This window comes from Thermoleptolyngbya sichuanensis A183 (assembly GCF_013177315.1).
GTDB lineage: Bacteria > Cyanobacteriota > Cyanobacteriia > Elainellales > Elainellaceae > Thermoleptolyngbya > Thermoleptolyngbya sichuanensis.
The window spans coordinates 1,616,928-1,633,190 of sequence record NZ_CP053661.1 but is presented as its reverse complement, the minus strand read 5'-3'; the positions used below and the strand labels follow the sequence as shown (position 1 = coordinate 1,633,190).

The window sequence follows — 16,263 nt, the reverse complement described above, 5'->3', positions numbered from 1 at the left end:
TTTCGAGGCTTTTCAATCAATTCGTAATCTGCTTGAAAAAGAAGGCATGGCGCGCGCTTACTTCACGACAACCATGCCTTCTCTAGAAACACTTTTGCGAGGGCTAAACTGCTTCGCCTACTCAAATCAAACTCGAATCAAAATAGAGCATCAAGCCTATGATTCTTCAACGAAGCCCTGCGAAATTTCCTCTGCATCATCCTTGCGAGGCAGCAACCAGCTTAGCAGGATTGCCGTCAAGCCGCCTGTGGAAATGCTGGAACCAAAGAGATTTCTGAAAAGAGGCGGCTTGCCATCAAAAATCTCTGGGGCATACAGCACACCCAAGCCCAGCGCCAGAGAAACGGCAACAATGATCATCGACCGACGATCCAGATTTGCAGAAGATACGATGTTCAAGCCTGCAACGGCGATTGAGCCAAACATAATCAGCGTTGCACCGCCCAGCACAGGCTGAGGAATGGCCTGGAACACGCCCCCTACGATGGGCAGCAGACCCAGGATAGCGAAGATACCAGCGACAAAGAAGCCCACATAGCGGCTGCCCACACCTGTCATCTGAATCACGCCGTTGTTTTGGCTGAAGGTGGTGTTGGGGAAGGTGTTTAGCAAAGCGGCGATCGCCGAGTTGACCCCATCTCCCAAAACGCCGCCCTTGATCCGGCGAACATAGAGCGGCCCCTTCACGGGTTCGCCAGATACGGCCGAAGTCGCAGTCAAGTCGCCCACGGTTTCAATTGCCGTCAAAACGTACAGCAAAATAAAGGGCAGGAACGTCCCCAGGTCAAAGCGCATCCCATAGCGGAACGGAATGGGCAGGCTGAAGAATGACAGATTGCTCAGGGCGCTGAAATTGACCAGACCCATGAAAGCAGCGATGATGTAGCCCACCAGCAAACCAATGGCGATCGCCCCCATTCTCAGGAACCGATTCCCAGAGACGGTGAGAATAACCACGATCGCCATCACCAGTCCACCGAGCGCTAGATTTTGCCAGCTTCCAAAACTGCCGTCCGCTGCTCTCTGGGCCGCAGCACCACCCGCCAAGCTCACAATCCCAGTTCGGATCAGCCCTAGACCAATAATCATCACTACTGTGCCCGAAACCACCGGGGTAATGATCTTGCTGAGCAAGTGCAGAAAACGGCTCAGGATAATTTCCACCGCAGAGCCAAAAAAGCACACGCCAAAAACAAGCGCCAGCGCTTGCTCTGGGGTGCTTCCGCCCTGAATTGCGCCTGTGCCCGCGCCGATGATGGGGCCCAAGAAGGCAAAACTCGTTCCCTGCAAGCTGAGCAGTCCAGAGCCGACGGGGCCGATTCTGCGGCACTGAATAAAGGTGCAAAGACCGGACGCAAAGAGCGACATGCTCACGAGGTAGCTTGTATTGACGGGATCTAACCCCAAAGCGCCTGCAATAATCAGCGGTGGCGTAATGATTCCGACGAATGATGCCAGCACATGCTGAAGTGCCACAAATAGGGACTCCCCAACCGGAGGCTTGTCGTTTAGTCCATAGAGCAATTCCGATTTGATAATTGGCTCGCCCGATGCGGAGGCTTCCTCCAGCGTTAAATCATGATCTGCTTGTGTCATTCCCCTTCCACATCTCCTGAAATAAAAGCTAGAACAGAAATTTATAAAACAAGGGTTTGCATCAAAGATTCGCAATCAATCAGAATTTTATTTGTCTCAAAAGATACGAAATTCATCTGTAAATCACCTGAGATAGGTGTAGACAGATGGAGTCGAAAACGGAGTCGAAAACCGGCTTTTGACAGGGCAGCATAGAACCTTAAAAAAATTGGGGCAATCAGACCTTTGTCCAACAAAAACTGCTGTCAGGACTGTTCCCCAAGACCTGTACACAGAAGCTTGCACGACGTATCCCGCTACCTCTTGAAGAAAGCGCCATGCAGGCAAAGGCTTACCGATGATACTTGTCATCAAGGCGCGAGAGAATTGCATACAAAATACTGTATACAGCCCACGGCTATAACTGTAATCGAGCGATCGCCTAGACGCTGTAGCTTCAGATACGAAAGCTTGCCTCCTTCCTACAAAGCCACGGTTGGACGCTCATCGGATGCGGTTGGGAGATAGAACCCTGCCTACAGCCGGGTATCTCGCAATACAAAAGATCGCCAAAACCTGCGGCTACGATACTGAGCTTGATGGCGCAAGCGAATAGATGTTTTGGGAGGCGTGATGCATAGCGTCGTAATGCAAGGTGTTTTGTTCGATCTAATCCGTCGATTGTGGGGAGGGGGTTGGGTTCGGGGTGTATTGGCGATAGGGCTGGTGCTGTGGTTCGGGTTTGGTGGGGCGATCGCCGCCTATGCCGACAAAGCGCCCCAGGTGCTTCTGTTTGACACAGAGCCAGAGGCGGTTAGCGTCCTGTCGGTTTACGAAACCACACCTGACACCCAGATCAACGCCGTTTCTACCGTACTCAAGTCCAGCAAGGCGTTCTTCAAGGGTGCAGAAGGTTTTAAGGGGCTATCGGTGTTGCAGAGCGAGGACGGTTCTCGCGTGGTTGCCCTGACTCAGTGGACGGATGCCGCTAGCTATGAAGCGTTTATGTCCCAGCCCGTAGAAGACTATACCAAGTACCAGAAGGAGTATCAGAAAGAGTCTTCCAAAGGCGGTCAACCTCCTATTGCGGTAACGCCTGCCAAGACAGAAGTGTTTGAACTCGCGGATATGCAGATTCCCAGCGGCATGGTGCCTGTGATTCGCGGGCAGGGGGCGCTGGTGCAACTGGGCGAGGTCTCCGTAGCAGACACAGAGGATTTGCCAGAGGTGCTGTCTGAGGTAGAGCAAGCGCTGCCAGCCGTCACCAAAATGTATCCTGCCCCGCGATCAGTCATGCTGCTGAAGTCTGTTGATAATTCGGAAGCCTTGCTGATGGCCTATTGGGGCTATGCAGAGGAATTTCAAGACCTGACCCAGGTTCCAGCGGTGGATGCGCTGTCTGGATTAGGAACTGTGGAGGCTGAGGATGGTGAGGCAGGGGCGATCGCCCTTCACGCCCCTCCCACAGTCGATCAACACCTCTATAAAGTCGTGAACGTAATCGCGCCCAAGCCGCCCAAGCAGTACAGCAAGAAGTCCTACTAGGGTTGAACCCGTTCTGCAACCAATTCTGAAAAATTCTGTGATTAGGATTCGGGCTTGGACGAGAGCGCTGAGGGGGTGACTGTGGAATGGGCGATCGCCGGATTCATTGCCTCAAAAACCCACAAAATTCCCACACACAGCAGCGAACTCGCCCCCACAACGAGCCAAAACACATGAGCCACCGATGCTGATTGATCCATTGCCCAGCCGCCCAGCACCGGCCCAATAAAATACCCAATCGTCCAGCACTGAGAGCTAACGGCCATATACGCCCCTCGTAGCGTATCGGGAGCCAGATCAGACACAATCGCTGAAAAGAACGGCTTGTAAGCCACTGAGCCAATCGACAATAGACACAGCGCCACCACTCCCCAGATAAACTGACCCTCCACAAAGGAACCCGTCGCCCACAGCAGCGAAAACCCCGCCCCCCACAGCAGCATCGCCGCCATCAGCACCCGCACCCTGGGATAGGGCGTGAGCAGTTGCGCCAGCGGCAGTTGCAACACCGCCCCCACGCCGATATAGCACCAGGTAAATAGATTGGCCGTACTCGACACCGACACCCCTGGTGTAGGGTCAGCCCCTGCCACAAAATTCGTGAAGTAGAGCGGAATAGTGCTGGTAACCAGCGCCACATAGGTTGTAAAAAACACATTCGCCGCCATAAACACCAGCAGCAGCTTATCTTTTAACGCAACCAGAATGCCCTGTTCTGCCGCGCCCGGTTTTGCCTGGGGCTGTTGTCCTGGCTGCATGGTGAACTGCATTAGCAGCAGATAAGCTAGGAAAATCGCCGCGCAGCCTAGAAAAATGGTCTGCGGCATGTCCTGAATCACGCCCAGCAGAAGGCTGCCGCCAAACACCCCAGCCCCCACGCCGACATATTCCGAAACGCCCATCAGCGCAAAGGCGTGATGACGCTCTTCTGGCGGCGCAGCATCCATAACCGCTGCATTAGAAGCCGTCCAATAAAACCCCAAACTAATGCCCAGCACCAAGCTCGCCACAATCAGCAGCGGCAAGGTCGTGGCCACGCTCAGCATCAGCGATACCCCAATCCCCAGCGCCGCCGCCAAAACCAGCACCCGCTTGCGTCCCCCGCCAGACAAATCTGCCAGCGTGCCGCCGATGAAGTGACCGCTGACCTCGCTGACGGCACTCAGTCCCACTGCAAAACCCACAGAAGCCGCCGACAGGCCAATGTGATTCACAAACAGAATTGGGATATAAAAGCTGATTAGTCCGTAGGCAATCTGGCAGAGCAGCCGACCAATTGCCTGAATCCAGACAAATTGGTTGGCTGATTGGACAGAGCCAAACAGAAGGTTCATGGGCAGTTTCTGGGGTTACGAGGTTTCTTCGCAAGATTTCTTTAAGAGTAAAGGACTGGCGGATACGTGGCTACTCCTCTGGTTCGAGCTGTCAAAACCCGCTGACACAGCCTGTGGACAAACACCACGGTCTGTAATATCAATTCTTCTAATCTTCTAACTTCTAAGTGGTGCGACACCTGAAATCGCTGGAAGCTCTGCAGACGCTCGACTATCCAAAATCGCAAATCCAAAATCGCAAATCCAAATAGGACTTACGCAGTTGGGCGATTTCTCGTGGGCGCAGCCCGCGAGAAATCGTCCAAAACCCAGAAAACCTATCGCAAATGCGTAAGTCTGACCAAAATTGAGAATCAATGTGAGCCAAGACGTGAGCCAAGACTTTCAAACGTAAAATGCCCGGAGCCAGGCCCCAGGCATTTGTCTTGAAGGTGTTTAAGAGTCGTCAGCAGGGGTTAGCCTGCTTCAGCAGTTCCCATTTCCTACACGACTTCCCGCTCGCGCGCGTACTCTTCCGTTGTTACAGAAGGCTCAAACACGCTGTAGTAGAGCCATCCAGCCAGAACAGCACCACCGATGGGAGCCAGCCAGAAAAGCCACAGTTGGGAAACGTGAGACAAACCCGCAAACAGGGCAACACCCGTGCTTCGAGCAGGGTTGACCGAGGTATTCGTGACGGGGATGCTGATCAGGTGAATCAGCGTTAGCGCCAGACCGATGGCAGCGGGGGCAAAGCCTTTGGGGGCGCGGCGATCGGTGGAACCCAGGATGACCAGCAGGAACACAAAGGTCAGCACAACTTCGATTAATAGAGCCGACCAGAAGCCATAGCCACCGGGGGAATGCACACCCCAGCCATTCGTTGCGAGCGGGTTGGAACCGGAGAGCCCAAAGCCGGGACGGTCTTGGGCGATTAGGTAAATCACGCCGCCAGCTAGAATTGCACCCAGCACTTGAGAAATGATGTAGGGCAGCAGGTCTGCACCAGAGAAGCGCTTGCCCGCCCACAGACCAAAGGACACGGCGGGGTTGAAGTGTGCGCCAGAAATGTGGCCGAAGCCATAGGCCAGGGTGAACACCGTTAGACCGAAGGCCAGGGAAACACCCAGAAAGCCCAAGCCGAGGGCGTTGCCGCCGTCACCATAGGGAAAGTTTGCTGCCAGCACGGCGCTGCCGCAACCGCCCAGCACCAGCCAGAAAGTGCCGATAAATTCGGCGATTAGCCGCTTTGTAAGGGGAACAGGAAGGGACATATTTACACAAGCTCCTCAAAAGAATGTGGCTAGAGATCTAGACACTTAATCTGTGAATTTAAACGGAATCGCGCAAAGTCAAGATTGCGCTTAGTGTCAACCCCGATAAGGCGGAAAACAGATTGCTTTAGAGCAACAACATTCCATTTGGTAGCAGGATATACGTAACCGCATGGAAAGACAAGTTGTTGTGCGACACAAACGTCGCAATTTCGTCAGGAAATATTGATAGCTTAAGGAACTCATTGGAAAGCTTAATCCTGGCTGGCGACGTGGATTGGAAGCCAAACCAAAAAGGCAGTGCCGGGTGAAGTGCTGGGTTCGATTAATCCACTCTCGTCGGCTGGGCTAAAGACCTGGATTTCGCCCTGCATTTGAGACATGAGATCGCGGGCGATCGCCAATCCTAGCCCCGTTCCAGGAATCTCGCCCTGGGACTGCACGCCGCGAAAGTGTCGTTCAAACAGATGCTCAAAGTCGGCTTTGGGAATGCCGGGGCCGGTGTCGAGAATGGCGATCGCCTGCTGTCTGTTCCCCCTCTCCGACTGGCGCTCGATGCCGCCAACCAATCGCACCGTGCCGCCCGATGGCGTGTATTTCAGCGCATTGTCTAGCAGGTTATTCAGAACTTCTTGCAGGGCGCGGCGATCGCCCCACACGGGCGGCAAGTCGGGCGGCAAGTCAGTGTGCAGCGTCAGACCCCGCTCCTGGGCGATCACCTTAGCAGAATTGACCAGCGGCGCGACCACTGCCGCCAAATTCAGCGCTTCGAGCTGCACTTGCCCGGTCACGGAGCGGGGTTCTGACGGAGTGGGGGCTGCCTGGGATGGCAACGCTAGGGGCGCTCTGCCAGAATGAACCTCTGCATCACGGGATGGCGATACGGGACTGGCTTCGGGCAGAGAAGCAGGGTCGAGATCGATGACAGTATCAAACTGGCGCAGCAGATCTTGCAGGCGATCGCTCTCACGCACGATGCCCTCTGCCACGGTGCGGTTTTCGTCTTCCGGCTGGACGCGACGCAGCAGCAGTTTGCCAAAGGTGCGAACTGCCGTCAGCGGATTGCGAAACTGGTGCAGCAGGTCATCCATCTGGTCGCGCTGCTGGCTTTGCAACACCTGGCGCTGGTGTAGCTCAAACTCAGCCCACTGCGATCGCTGATCGAGCAAGCGGGCGATCGCCAGCGTTTGGGCAATATGCTCGACCTGGCTCTGCTCCTGTTCTCCCCAGAGGCAATCCGAACACGCCGTCACCAACAGTCCCATCATCATGCCTTCATAGACGAGCGGCAGGACAATTTTCTGGGAGTATAGCCCTGGTTCGGCAGCAGGGCCGGCAGCACGCTGAAAGGCAGGGTTTGGTGTTCCTGACGGGCGCTCCGATTGCTGCGGCGTTGAGGCAGAGTTAGGAGGGGAGGCGGGCGATCGCTCTGCATCCGCCAACAGCCGTTGGGGGGGTAAGGGGGTGCTAGACGGCCCGCCCGATAACAGCCGCAGAATCTGTTCCTGGCTCCAATCCACGGCTTCTTCGGGATAGGCAGCGACGGGCGTTAGATCAGCGTCGCCGCCCGCTGCCGGGTCATCTGTTAAATACACCACGCTCAAAGCAGCCCCAAGCCCCTGAGTCAGGGCCGCAATCTGCGACTGACAAAGCAAAACAAACTCAGGGCTGGCTGGCATCAACATGTTGCAAGCTATTACAGCATTTCTGAAGCTGAGAGGATGTTTGAAAAGTCCTACTGTTTGTAGCAAAGCGTGCAAGATCCGCCTAAATCTCCTTAAAAAGGGGGACTTTAAGGCGGTTTCCCCCCTTAACAAGGGGGGCTAGGGGGGATCTCTGAGTGCTTAACATTACAGGCGATACCTTTTCAAACACCCTCTGAGAGGGGCACAAAACTCTAACTTTTCTAGGGTGGTGTGTACCTTACCCCTCAAGGAAATGCGATATGCAGTTTCAAAAGGGATTGCAGATGCTCGATCCCCATTAGCCACTCATTATAGAAGCGATATGAGCGTCAGACGGATTAAAAACGGGGTAGAGCAGGCTCTAGGAGTGCCTTGCCAATTGACTTACATGCAAGCACACGATCAACAAATTGGCTCGGTGATCCCACTGTTATAACCCTCACCCCAAATCCCTGTCACGGAATTTTGTCAAGGGTAGTCATACAACTCCAGAGAGGGACTTCCAATCCGGCTTTCCTTCTCCCTTGTTGGAAGAAGGGGTTGGGGGATGAGGGCAAACTTGCAGAACTGGGATGCGCTCAAGTGGCTTTGCTTACACGTTGGATCAAGAAGGCTGGATCTGGCTGGATCTTCTAGATGGATCTTAAGGAGGCATCTGCTCAGGGACTGTGCCAAGCACCTGTACCATCAGACAGATGACAAACAGCCAGGCCTGAGCAGGGCTTCGGCAAGTTTATAGTGCCTTGGACGGGTGGCAGAGTATAACGAAATATTAAGCCTCGCCGCAGATAAATTAAGCAATCCTGCGAAATATCGAGGCTTCTAAGCCGACATCCCTAAGATTTTATGTCGGTAGGTTAAAAGAAGTTGAAATTTTGAGACCAGGACACTATACTGGCGACGGTTTAGTTTTTTGTAACTACAGTTACATCTATTCCTAGAGAGAGAGGAGGTCAGGAGGTTGGCAAGGAGACGTAAGCGTAAGAGTCGTCGCCGCCTAGAGGGGCGTAGAATCCTGGAGTTGGTGCCTCAGTACAGTATTGAAAGTGGCGAAGATAAACCCGTCACGGCTGCTAGAAAGTTCATTCAGGCTGAGGGCATTGCGCCACCGGCCTTACTGCTCGTTAAGCGAAACGAACATACTACCGATCGCTATTTCTGGGCAGAAAAGGGGCTTTTTGGGGCACAGTATGTTGAGGAAAACCATTTCCTGTTCCCCAGTTTGCGGCTGTCGGAAGATGAGTCCGATGAGCTTTCACTCGCTTCAAGTCGGTAGTCTCGCTTCGGTTCTCAGCTAGCGCAAGTGGTTTGAATCGTTCATCCGCATCTCTAAAGCTCCTGTAACGTTCAGGTGTCGGGCGCTGTTCAATCAACGTAAGCGGCGAATAGCTAGATCAGCGAATAGCTAGATCAGTAGCTAAAGCCTGCTAGCCCGATCGCAAGGATGCTCAGGGCAGTTTGAATCAGAACCTGTAAAGCTGCAAGCGCATGAATTGAGACAGCTTAGAGAAAATCAAAGCAAGCGGTTTTCAAATTTCATCAGAAATTGCTGGCTTTTTCAACTAGTGGGACGCGGGGCTATGCATGTAGCTCCGCTTTTTTTTGGAGCTTTGGGTTGGGGTTGGAGAGGTGGATTGTGGGCGATCGCCCAGGCGTTGAACCAGGCGTTTACTACGTTTGCGTTTTAAGTTGAATATTAGATTGGGGACTAGTTGGGTATTAGTTGGGTATTAAGTTGACACTAGGAATAACACCGTTACCAGACAGTCGGTGTATTTTATGTAACCAACAGGCATTTTTGCCCGAATGCGACGAAAACCGTTGCAAAGCTTTACGGTTTTGCATCTCGCTCGTAGGCAAGCTGTCCGGCAATATAGGTCGCGGCGATCGCCCGCTCGTCTGCCAGGATCATTGTGGCAAAGACTGAATCCGCCATCTCCTGAAAATCAGCGGGCACGGCGACGGGGTTTCGCTTCGCCAGGAGCGGTGTGGATTGCAGATCTAGCGCCACCAAATCAGCTTCTTTGCCCACCTGGAAGTTGCCGATTTTGTCGTCTAGCAACAGCGATCGCGCTCCCCCCAGCGTCATCATGTAAAACGTCTGGAACGCAGACAGGCGATCGCCCCGCAGTTGGGTCACTTTATAGGCTTCGCTGGCCGTCCGCAGCATCGAGAGGCTCGTACCGCCGCCCACATCGGTCGCCAGCCCCACCTGCACAGGCGCTTCGGGCGATTTGGCCTTTTTCAAGTTGAAGAGTCCGCTGCCCAGAAACAGGTTCGACGTGGGGCAAAAGGCGATCGTTGCGCCCGACCGCGACAGCCGCTCAAATTCGGAATCGCTGAGCTGGATGCCGTGGGCGAAAATCGAGCGATCGCGCACTAGCCCAAAGGATTCATACACATTCAGGTAATCGGTACACTCTGGAAATAGCTCTAGAGTAAACGCTACTTCTTTAAGATTTTCTGACAGGTGCGTGTGTAGGTAGACATCAGGAAACTCCTCCAGCAGCTTGCCCGCCGCCCGCAGTTGCTCTGGCGTAGAGGTGATGGCGAAGCGCGGCGTAATAGCATAGAGGAGGCGATCGCACTTGTGCCAGCGCTCAATCAGGGCCCGACTGTCTGTATATGCGCTCTCGGCTGTATCCGTCAGATACTCCGGCGCATGGCGATCCATCATCACCTTGCCCGCTACCATCCGCAGGTTGCGCTGCTGCGCCTCTTCAAAAAAGGCATCCACGGACTCTGGAAACACCGCTGCCAGCACCAGAGCCGTCGTCGTGCCGTTTTTTACCAGTTCCTCTAAGAAAAAGGCCGCCATCTGACGGGCATAATTCTTGTCTTTGAACTTTGCCTCCGTTGGAAACGTGTATTTGTTCAGCCACTCCAGCAGTTGCTCGCCGTAGGCCCCGATCATCTCCGTCTGGGGGTAATGCACATGGGTATCGATGAATCCTGGAACCAAGAGGCGATCGCGCTGATGGGTCACGGGCACATGGGGATACTCCGCCCGCACCGTGGCATAGTCGCCCAGCGCCTTGATGCAGCCGTTCTCCAAGACCATCAGCCCATCGTGGATGTAGCGGACGCTTTCTGGCTCCGGCACGTAATATGGATCATCCAGAAAATCCAGAAACGCGCCCCGAATGGCATGAAGCGTCGCATCGCTAGAAGGCGTGGCGTAGGCAGTGGTCATAGGATAGAAAGGTCGGGAATCGAAGGGCAAGGGGCAGGAGGGGGTAGGTTTCTAGGTTCAGAAACTGCGAGGAACGCAGCCCAGAATTTGCCCCCCGCAGCAAACGCCTATGCCCAGATTAAGACGTTTTGCACAGGCTGCTGTAGCGCTGCTATCAGTCGGGCGCTGAAAAACCTCGCCCCTCAGAAACCGGGCAGCGAGACCGATCGCGCCTGCAAAAAGGCGCGTAACTCTTCGCGGGTGGGCAGGGAGGGCTGTGCGCCGGGTCGCGTCACCGAGATCGCCGCCGCCGCCGCCGCCTGAGTCGTCGCCTGTCGGAGCGTTAGGCCAGCCGCCAGCCCGGCCGCCAGCCCGCCGTTAAAGCAGTCGCCTGCGGCCACCGTATCCACAGCCTGCACCGGAAAGCTGGGAATTTCAAAGGTTTCGTCCGCCGCCATGCAGACTGCTCCGGCTTTGCCCAGCTTGCTAATAACCGTGCCCACCCCCCGCTCGTGCAGCACGGCCGCCGCTTTTTGAGCCGACTCTAGGTCGGTCACCGGGAACCCCACAAGCTGGCCCGTTTCCACCTGGTTGGGCGTAATCAGGTCGATCAGCGGAAATAGCTCGTCAGGCAGATCCGTGCGGGCGGGGGCGGGGTCGAATAGCACCGTCACCCCAGCAGATTTAGCGGCCCTGGCTGCGGCAACCACCATCGGCAGGGGAATTTCCAGTTGCAGCAGCAGCACCTTCGCCTGGGGCAAAATCTCCGTCAGCCGCGCCACGTCCGTTTCATCGACGCGACCATTTGCGCCAGGAATCAGAATGATGGTGTTCTCGCTAGCATCATCAACAGCGATCATGGCGATGCCAGAGTGAGTGCTGGAGTCAATCAAGATGCGATCGCACGTCACGCCGCTCTCTTGCAACCCCCGCAGCAAGTCCTGTCCAAAACCGTCGCCGCCCACGCGCCCCACCATCGCCGTTGGCACACCCAGCCGCGCCACCGCCACCGCCTGATTTGCGCCCTTGCCCCCCGGCACGGTTTCAAACCTATGCCCCGTCAGCGTTTCACCCGGTTTGGGCAGACGCGGCGTGCGGGCGACGAGATCCATATTGAGGCTGCCAAAGACGATGACGGACATAGGGAGGGGAAAGACGGAAGAACGAAGAGGGAAGAACGAAGAGGGAAGGGGTTGCGTTTTTGGATTGTTCCTTGCTGTGTTGAGCAACTTATCATCCTGACCCTTGATCACAGACTCGCCAGTCGCATCAGCGCACTCTTCACTGCTGGCGGCAGCACGCGCATGATCTTGCCCTTTTCGCGATCTACGGCGACAAGCGTAACCTGGGCTGTGGCGTAGAGGATTTCGCCATCGGGAGACTGGATGCGATAGTCGCAGTTGAGGCGCACGCCGTCCATCTGCAACCGAGTGCGGACGATCGCCCCTGCGCCCATCTGAATCGCCCGGTGATAGCGCAGCGAGAGTTCGACGACGGGCAGTTCGCAGCCGATCGCCACGAGGTCTTCATAGTTTACGCCGATGGAGCGCAGATACTCGATGCGGGCTTCTTCGAGCCAGGCGATGTAGGTGCCGTGCCAGGCCACGCCTGCATAGTCGGTGTGGTGGGGCTGGACGCGCACAGGATAGTCGAACCAGCTATCGCTGGCGGCGACGGCGGGCTGGATGGCGTGGGTGGGGAGTTCGGTCATGGATGGGCTGCAAACAGATCAAAAGTCTTCCGAAAGCGGCCGAGCGCTGGGCGCGGCCTCCTCTATGCTATCAACGCGATTGGGGCGATTTGCCAAGAGAATGCAGCCTGACACGGGCACAAACTGCAAAATATTCAGCAGTGGAATTATAAGGCGCTCGGCATGGCGGGCGGTATTGCCACGTCAATTTTTACATCATTTCCGCCGCAGCCCAGACCGCCGTATTTTAAGCTGGAATACGGATATTGCAAGGGATTCGGGCTTTGGGGCGATCGCCCGCTGATTCATTCAATTGGGCATTGTCGGAATGATTCGGAGAACGTTCCGATGTATGTTTTGCGAATGGTCTTGAATGGTCTACTGACCTAAACATTCTCTTTAAGACACCCCTAAAACACCCGTTCTGACTTAACTTGTTCTGACTGAAAAGCTGTTAAGAGGCAAGCATGATCGAGAAAATTTTGCTGGCAGATTCTGGCACTGGGCATACCGAGGAAATGCTCAAGAGCCTAATGGAAATCCCAACTGTTCAGGCGGCGACGGTGACTGTGCTGCACGTCGTCCCACCGCAGGTCACCTCCGATGAGATGGTAGCCAAGTGGGAAGAGGGCGGCCGGGTTTTGTCGCAGGCGATCCAAAATCTGAAGCTCGATTCGGCGCGGGTGACGGCAGTGCTGCGGGAGGGCGAACCCAAGGACGTAGTGCTAAAGGTGGCGGATGAAGTGGATGCCGACCTGATCATCATGGGATCTCGCGGCCTGAAGCGGATTCAGTCGATTCTGGAAAATTCCGTCAGCCAGTACGTGTTTCAGCTAGCTTCGCGGCCAATGCTGCTGGTGCGGGATGATCTCTACGTCAAGAAAATCAACCGCATCATGGTAGCAATGGACAAGTCCGACTCGGCAAAGGAAACGCTGAAGCTGGCCATTACCTTCCTGCGCGACATCAAGGGCGGGCAACTGGTGCTAGTGCATACCAACCCAGAGATGAAGCTCAAGCCGGGTGAAATTGCGGCGAACCCAGACGAAGATCCGGTGCTCATTCCGGCGATCGCCGAAGCCAAAAAATACGGCATTTCCTACAAAACCGTCGCCCCCGAAGGCAAACCTGGCGAACGCATCTGTCAGCTTGCGGAAGACCTGAACGTAGACCTGCTGATGCTCGGTTCGCCCGATCGCCGCCCCACCATCGCCAAGGGATTGCCCGATCTGGATCGGCTGCTGGGGCAGTCGCTGTCGGACTATGTGCGGGTGTATGCGCCATGCCCCGTGCTGCTGGTGCGAATCCCGAATCCGTAGCCAGGAGGCAGTCGCAGAGGAGCGGGTCATTTGAAGAAACCTTAGCCTGCCCCTTTGCCTGTCATTTCAAGTCGCTGTGCCGGAATCGTTCACAACAGGACGTGCCTTAGCCGATCGCCCTCAGGTAGGCGGCGCTGAGTCGATTCAGGTAGTTCTTCAGGCTAAAGTTCTGGGCAACCTGTTTTCCGGTTTCGGCAAGCTGGTCGCGCAGGGGGCGATCGCCCAAAATTTGCTCCAGCTTGGCCTGAATATCTGCCACATCGTAGGGATTCACGTATAGCGCCGCCGGGCCGCAGACCTCTGGCAGGCAGGACGCGCTCGACGTGACCACCGGACAGCCCATCGTCATCGCCTCGATCGGCGGCAGCCCAAAGCCTTCGTAGAGCGACGGAAAAACGAAACAGTACGCCCCCTGATACAGATAGCGCAGGGCATCGCCGGGGACATATTCCAGCAGGCGCACGTCCTGCTTTGTGCCGGGGTCAAACAGGTAATCCAGTCGCCCCAGGTCGTCCTCAAAGGACCAGGCCTTTTTGCCGACGATGACCAGCGGCAGGTCAGTTTCCAGCGCGGCATAGGCCTCCAGCAAGCGCCCGACGTTCTTCTTGGGTTCGATCGCCCCCACAAACAGCAGATAGTTCTGATAGCCCAGCCGATAGCGCTTCAGGAAGTCGCCGATTTCCTCCGGCGTTGCGTCTAGCGGCTTGATATTCACGGGCTGGTAGGTGACGACGATCTTGTCGGGGTCGGCATCAAAGTAAGACAGCACATCTTTTTTGGTGTGTTCCGACACAGCAATGGTCAAGGTGGAATCCTTGAGCGATCGCTTCACCTTGTTATAGAAATCCTTCTTGTTGTCCAGCGTCGTATAGGGCAGGCGCAGCGGAATCAGGTCGTGAATCGTGGTGACTTTCTTTGCGCCGGGAATGCTGACGGGCAGAGGAAACGTGGCGTGCCACAGGTCGATTTTTTCGGGAATCGTCACCTGAGTAGACCGTCCAAACAGGTTAAACGCCGCATTGGCGACGCTATAGCACTTCGGCAAATTGTACGACCGGGCAAGCTGAATGAAATCTTCGGTAAACTTGCCCTGCTTTAGCACCACCTCGCCCACCGCTTCCCGCCGCCACGCCCGATAGAGCGACGGCACAGAAGATTTCAGCAGGTCTTTGACCAGCATCAGGTTTTCTACCAGTTTGCGCCCGCCCACGTCCTGCTCGTCAAAGAACAGCACCTCGTCCAAAATCGGGTCTTTTTTGTTGCTGTTGCGGCTGAGCAGCACGTCCACATCCGCCCCCAGCACCGTCAGCGCCCGAATCAGGTTCACCGCGTAGGTGCGGATGCCCGTGCCCGTGGTCAGTTGCAGGTTATATCCATCAACGAGAACTTTCAGGCCGGCGAGGACGGGTTCGGCTAGGGGCGGATCTGGAGGGCGATTCCCGCAGGGATCGCTTCGCGAATCGCGCTCCACCCGTTCCACTGAATCCGCCTTGGCTACTGCGGGCACCGCCAGTTCCTTCAGCGCCGCATCTATTATCGGCTGCCCGTCTTCCTGCCGCTCGCTGATGTTGCCCCAGGTAGACCCCTGCTCCGTAATCTGGAAGCTTCGCACCAGTCCGGGTACGCAGATCAGGTACTTGCCCCGCTTGGGAATGGCATGGGGCGACCAGGCAGTAATCCACCAGTCTTCGTCTGCGCCCTGGCCCGGCTTGCCGCCCGTCGGCTTGGGTGCGCCCAGATACGGCGTAGGAATGGGCATGACCCCGGCCCAATAGTCCCGGTGGGCGTGCAGGTGTTGCCCTGGCATAGAGCGCTTGAACAACACCTCGTAACCCGCGATGCTGCCTTTGGCAAAGGTGGGATGCTCCAGCGCGTCACGCCCCGCCAGAATCGGCCGCTCCACGGGATCTTGGATTTTCTCCAGAATCTTGAACAGGTCGGGATGCACGTCCACATCGTCCTGGAAGTAGGAAATCCAGTCGATGGCGGGGTCGGCTAGCCAGTAGCCGATGCCGACGTTCATGGCGTTGGGCAGGCCGCGATTTTCGGGAATGCGGATGAGGGGAACGCCGTGTTCGTCGGCGATGCGCTGGTTGGCGGCGGCGTTTTCGGGACTGGAGGCATCGTCCACAATCACCACGGGCGCACCCAACTGGCGGATCTGCGGGAGCGATCGCCCCAGGCTCTCCGGTCGGTTGTAGGTGGTAATCGTCACGCCATAGCGAATCGGCTTTACCTTGCCCCGCTGCTGCGCCTCCACCACCGCAAGCTGGTTCAGCAAGGGCTGGAGATGCACCCCTGCTGCTTTGGGCGCGTTTTCCGGCGGCTGTTTGGCAAACACCACAAACACGGCGTTTGCAAAGAGCGGCTGAAACGTCCGCAGCACCTCCAGCGCAAAGGGCGGCTCGATTTCCGCCACCATGCCCTTGTGTATCACCACATAGTCAAAGTGGGACGGCGGCAGCAGGTAGGTGATGTTGTAGTGATAGTTGCCCGGAAAGAACTCCATGAACTCGTTTGGCGCAAGGATGGCATCGAGTTCGCGGGCGTGTTGCTTCAGGAAATCGCGGGTTTCGATCCAGGCGGGGTCGGTGAGGGGGAAAGGCATTTTAACCAGAGACAGGATGAACCAGAGACGGGATAAACCAGAGATGAGGGGGCTTCTCAACCTCCCATCATCCCATCATCCC

The 16,263-nt window shown here is 55.9% G+C and carries 11 protein-coding genes; 3 read left to right on the top strand and 8 right to left on the bottom strand.

Annotated features, from left to right (window positions below; translation table 11 throughout):
* Positions 1–156: 156 nt before the first annotated feature.
* On the bottom strand, positions 157–1,596 hold the full coding sequence (locus tag HPC62_RS06885) for a uracil-xanthine permease family protein (RefSeq protein WP_172354343.1): 1,440 nt from the start codon (positions 1,594–1,596) through the stop codon (positions 157–159).
* Between the two features lie 627 nt (positions 1,597–2,223).
* On the opposite strand from HPC62_RS06885, the gene HPC62_RS06880 reads away from it, so the two are divergent.
* Positions 2,224–3,120: an antibiotic biosynthesis monooxygenase gene (locus HPC62_RS06880; RefSeq protein WP_172354342.1), complete on the top strand. Its 897-nt coding sequence runs from the start codon at positions 2,224–2,226 to the stop codon at positions 3,118–3,120.
* A gap of 41 nt (positions 3,121–3,161) precedes the next feature.
* Here the strand turns inward: HPC62_RS06880 and HPC62_RS06875 are convergent, their stop codons facing one another.
* The 3 genes from HPC62_RS06875 to HPC62_RS06865 all read right to left on the bottom strand — a co-directional run bounded on the left by HPC62_RS06875 (position 3,162) and on the right by HPC62_RS06865 (position 7,305).
* Complete coding sequence (locus HPC62_RS06875) at positions 3,162–4,454, bottom strand: MFS transporter (RefSeq protein WP_172354341.1); 1,293 nt, start codon at positions 4,452–4,454, stop codon at positions 3,162–3,164.
* 482 nt (positions 4,455–4,936) lie between these two features.
* The gene (gene aqpZ, locus HPC62_RS06870; RefSeq protein ID WP_172354340.1) at positions 4,937–5,707 is read right to left on the bottom strand and encodes an aquaporin Z; all 771 of its coding nucleotides are present in this window, start codon (positions 5,705–5,707) and stop codon (positions 4,937–4,939) included.
* 254 nt (positions 5,708–5,961) lie between these two features.
* Entirely contained in the window at positions 5,962–7,305 is a 1,344-nt protein-coding gene (locus tag HPC62_RS06865; RefSeq protein WP_228721717.1) for a sensor histidine kinase, read from the bottom strand.
* A gap of 1,048 nt (positions 7,306–8,353) precedes the next feature.
* On the opposite strand from HPC62_RS06865, the gene HPC62_RS06860 reads away from it, so the two are divergent.
* A complete protein-coding gene (locus HPC62_RS06860; protein ID WP_068512609.1) occupies positions 8,354–8,668 on the top strand; it encodes a DUF3155 domain-containing protein in 315 nt (104 codons plus the stop codon).
* A gap of 555 nt (positions 8,669–9,223) precedes the next feature.
* On the opposite strand, the gene guaD is transcribed toward HPC62_RS06860, so the two are convergent.
* From guaD to HPC62_RS06845, 3 genes are all read right to left on the bottom strand, one after another.
* Positions 9,224–10,585 (bottom strand): guanine deaminase, encoded by a 1,362-nt coding sequence (gene guaD / locus HPC62_RS06855; RefSeq protein WP_172354338.1) that lies wholly within the window; start codon positions 10,583–10,585, stop codon positions 9,224–9,226.
* 182 nt (positions 10,586–10,767) lie between these two features.
* The gene (gene rbsK, locus HPC62_RS06850; protein ID WP_172354337.1) at positions 10,768–11,706 is read right to left on the bottom strand and encodes a ribokinase; all 939 of its coding nucleotides are present in this window, start codon (positions 11,704–11,706) and stop codon (positions 10,768–10,770) included.
* Between the two features lie 107 nt (positions 11,707–11,813).
* A complete protein-coding gene (locus HPC62_RS06845; protein ID WP_172354336.1) occupies positions 11,814–12,275 on the bottom strand; it encodes an acyl-CoA thioesterase in 462 nt (153 codons plus the stop codon).
* 446 nt (positions 12,276–12,721) lie between these two features.
* Between HPC62_RS06845 and HPC62_RS06840 the strand changes: the two genes are divergently transcribed.
* Positions 12,722–13,573, top strand: coding sequence for a universal stress protein (locus HPC62_RS06840; protein ID WP_172354335.1), 852 nt, complete (start codon positions 12,722–12,724; stop codon positions 13,571–13,573).
* Positions 13,574–13,679: 106 nt separating this feature from the next.
* Here HPC62_RS06840 and HPC62_RS06835 read toward each other — a convergent pair whose 3' ends face one another.
* Positions 13,680–16,181 (bottom strand): glycosyltransferase, encoded by a 2,502-nt coding sequence (locus HPC62_RS06835; protein ID WP_172354334.1) that lies wholly within the window; start codon positions 16,179–16,181, stop codon positions 13,680–13,682.
* Positions 16,182–16,263 lie beyond the last annotated feature (82 nt).

What these genes read in the sequence shown, in the direction of transcription:
- HPC62_RS06840 (WP_172354335.1), top strand. Translation starts at nt 12,722, where the DNA reads ATGATCGAGAAAATTTTGCTGGCAGATTCTGGCACTGGGCATACCGAG.
- HPC62_RS06880 (WP_172354342.1), top strand. Translation starts at nt 2,224, where the DNA reads ATGCAAGGTGTTTTGTTCGATCTAATCCGTCGATTGTGGGGAGGGGGT.
- rbsK (WP_172354337.1), bottom strand. Translation starts at nt 11,706, where the DNA reads ATGTCCGTCATCGTCTTTGGCAGCCTCAATATGGATCTCGTCGCCCGC.
- HPC62_RS06875 (WP_172354341.1), bottom strand. Translation starts at nt 4,454, where the DNA reads ATGAACCTTCTGTTTGGCTCTGTCCAATCAGCCAACCAATTTGTCTGG.
- guaD (WP_172354338.1), bottom strand. Translation starts at nt 10,585, where the DNA reads ATGACCACTGCCTACGCCACGCCTTCTAGCGATGCGACGCTTCATGCC.
- aqpZ (WP_172354340.1), bottom strand. Translation starts at nt 5,707, where the DNA reads ATGTCCCTTCCTGTTCCCCTTACAAAGCGGCTAATCGCCGAATTTATC.
- HPC62_RS06845 (WP_172354336.1), bottom strand. Translation starts at nt 12,275, where the DNA reads ATGACCGAACTCCCCACCCACGCCATCCAGCCCGCCGTCGCCGCCAGC.
- HPC62_RS06885 (WP_172354343.1), bottom strand. Translation starts at nt 1,596, where the DNA reads ATGACACAAGCAGATCATGATTTAACGCTGGAGGAAGCCTCCGCATCG.
- HPC62_RS06835 (WP_172354334.1), bottom strand. Translation starts at nt 16,181, where the DNA reads ATGCCTTTCCCCCTCACCGACCCCGCCTGGATCGAAACCCGCGATTTC.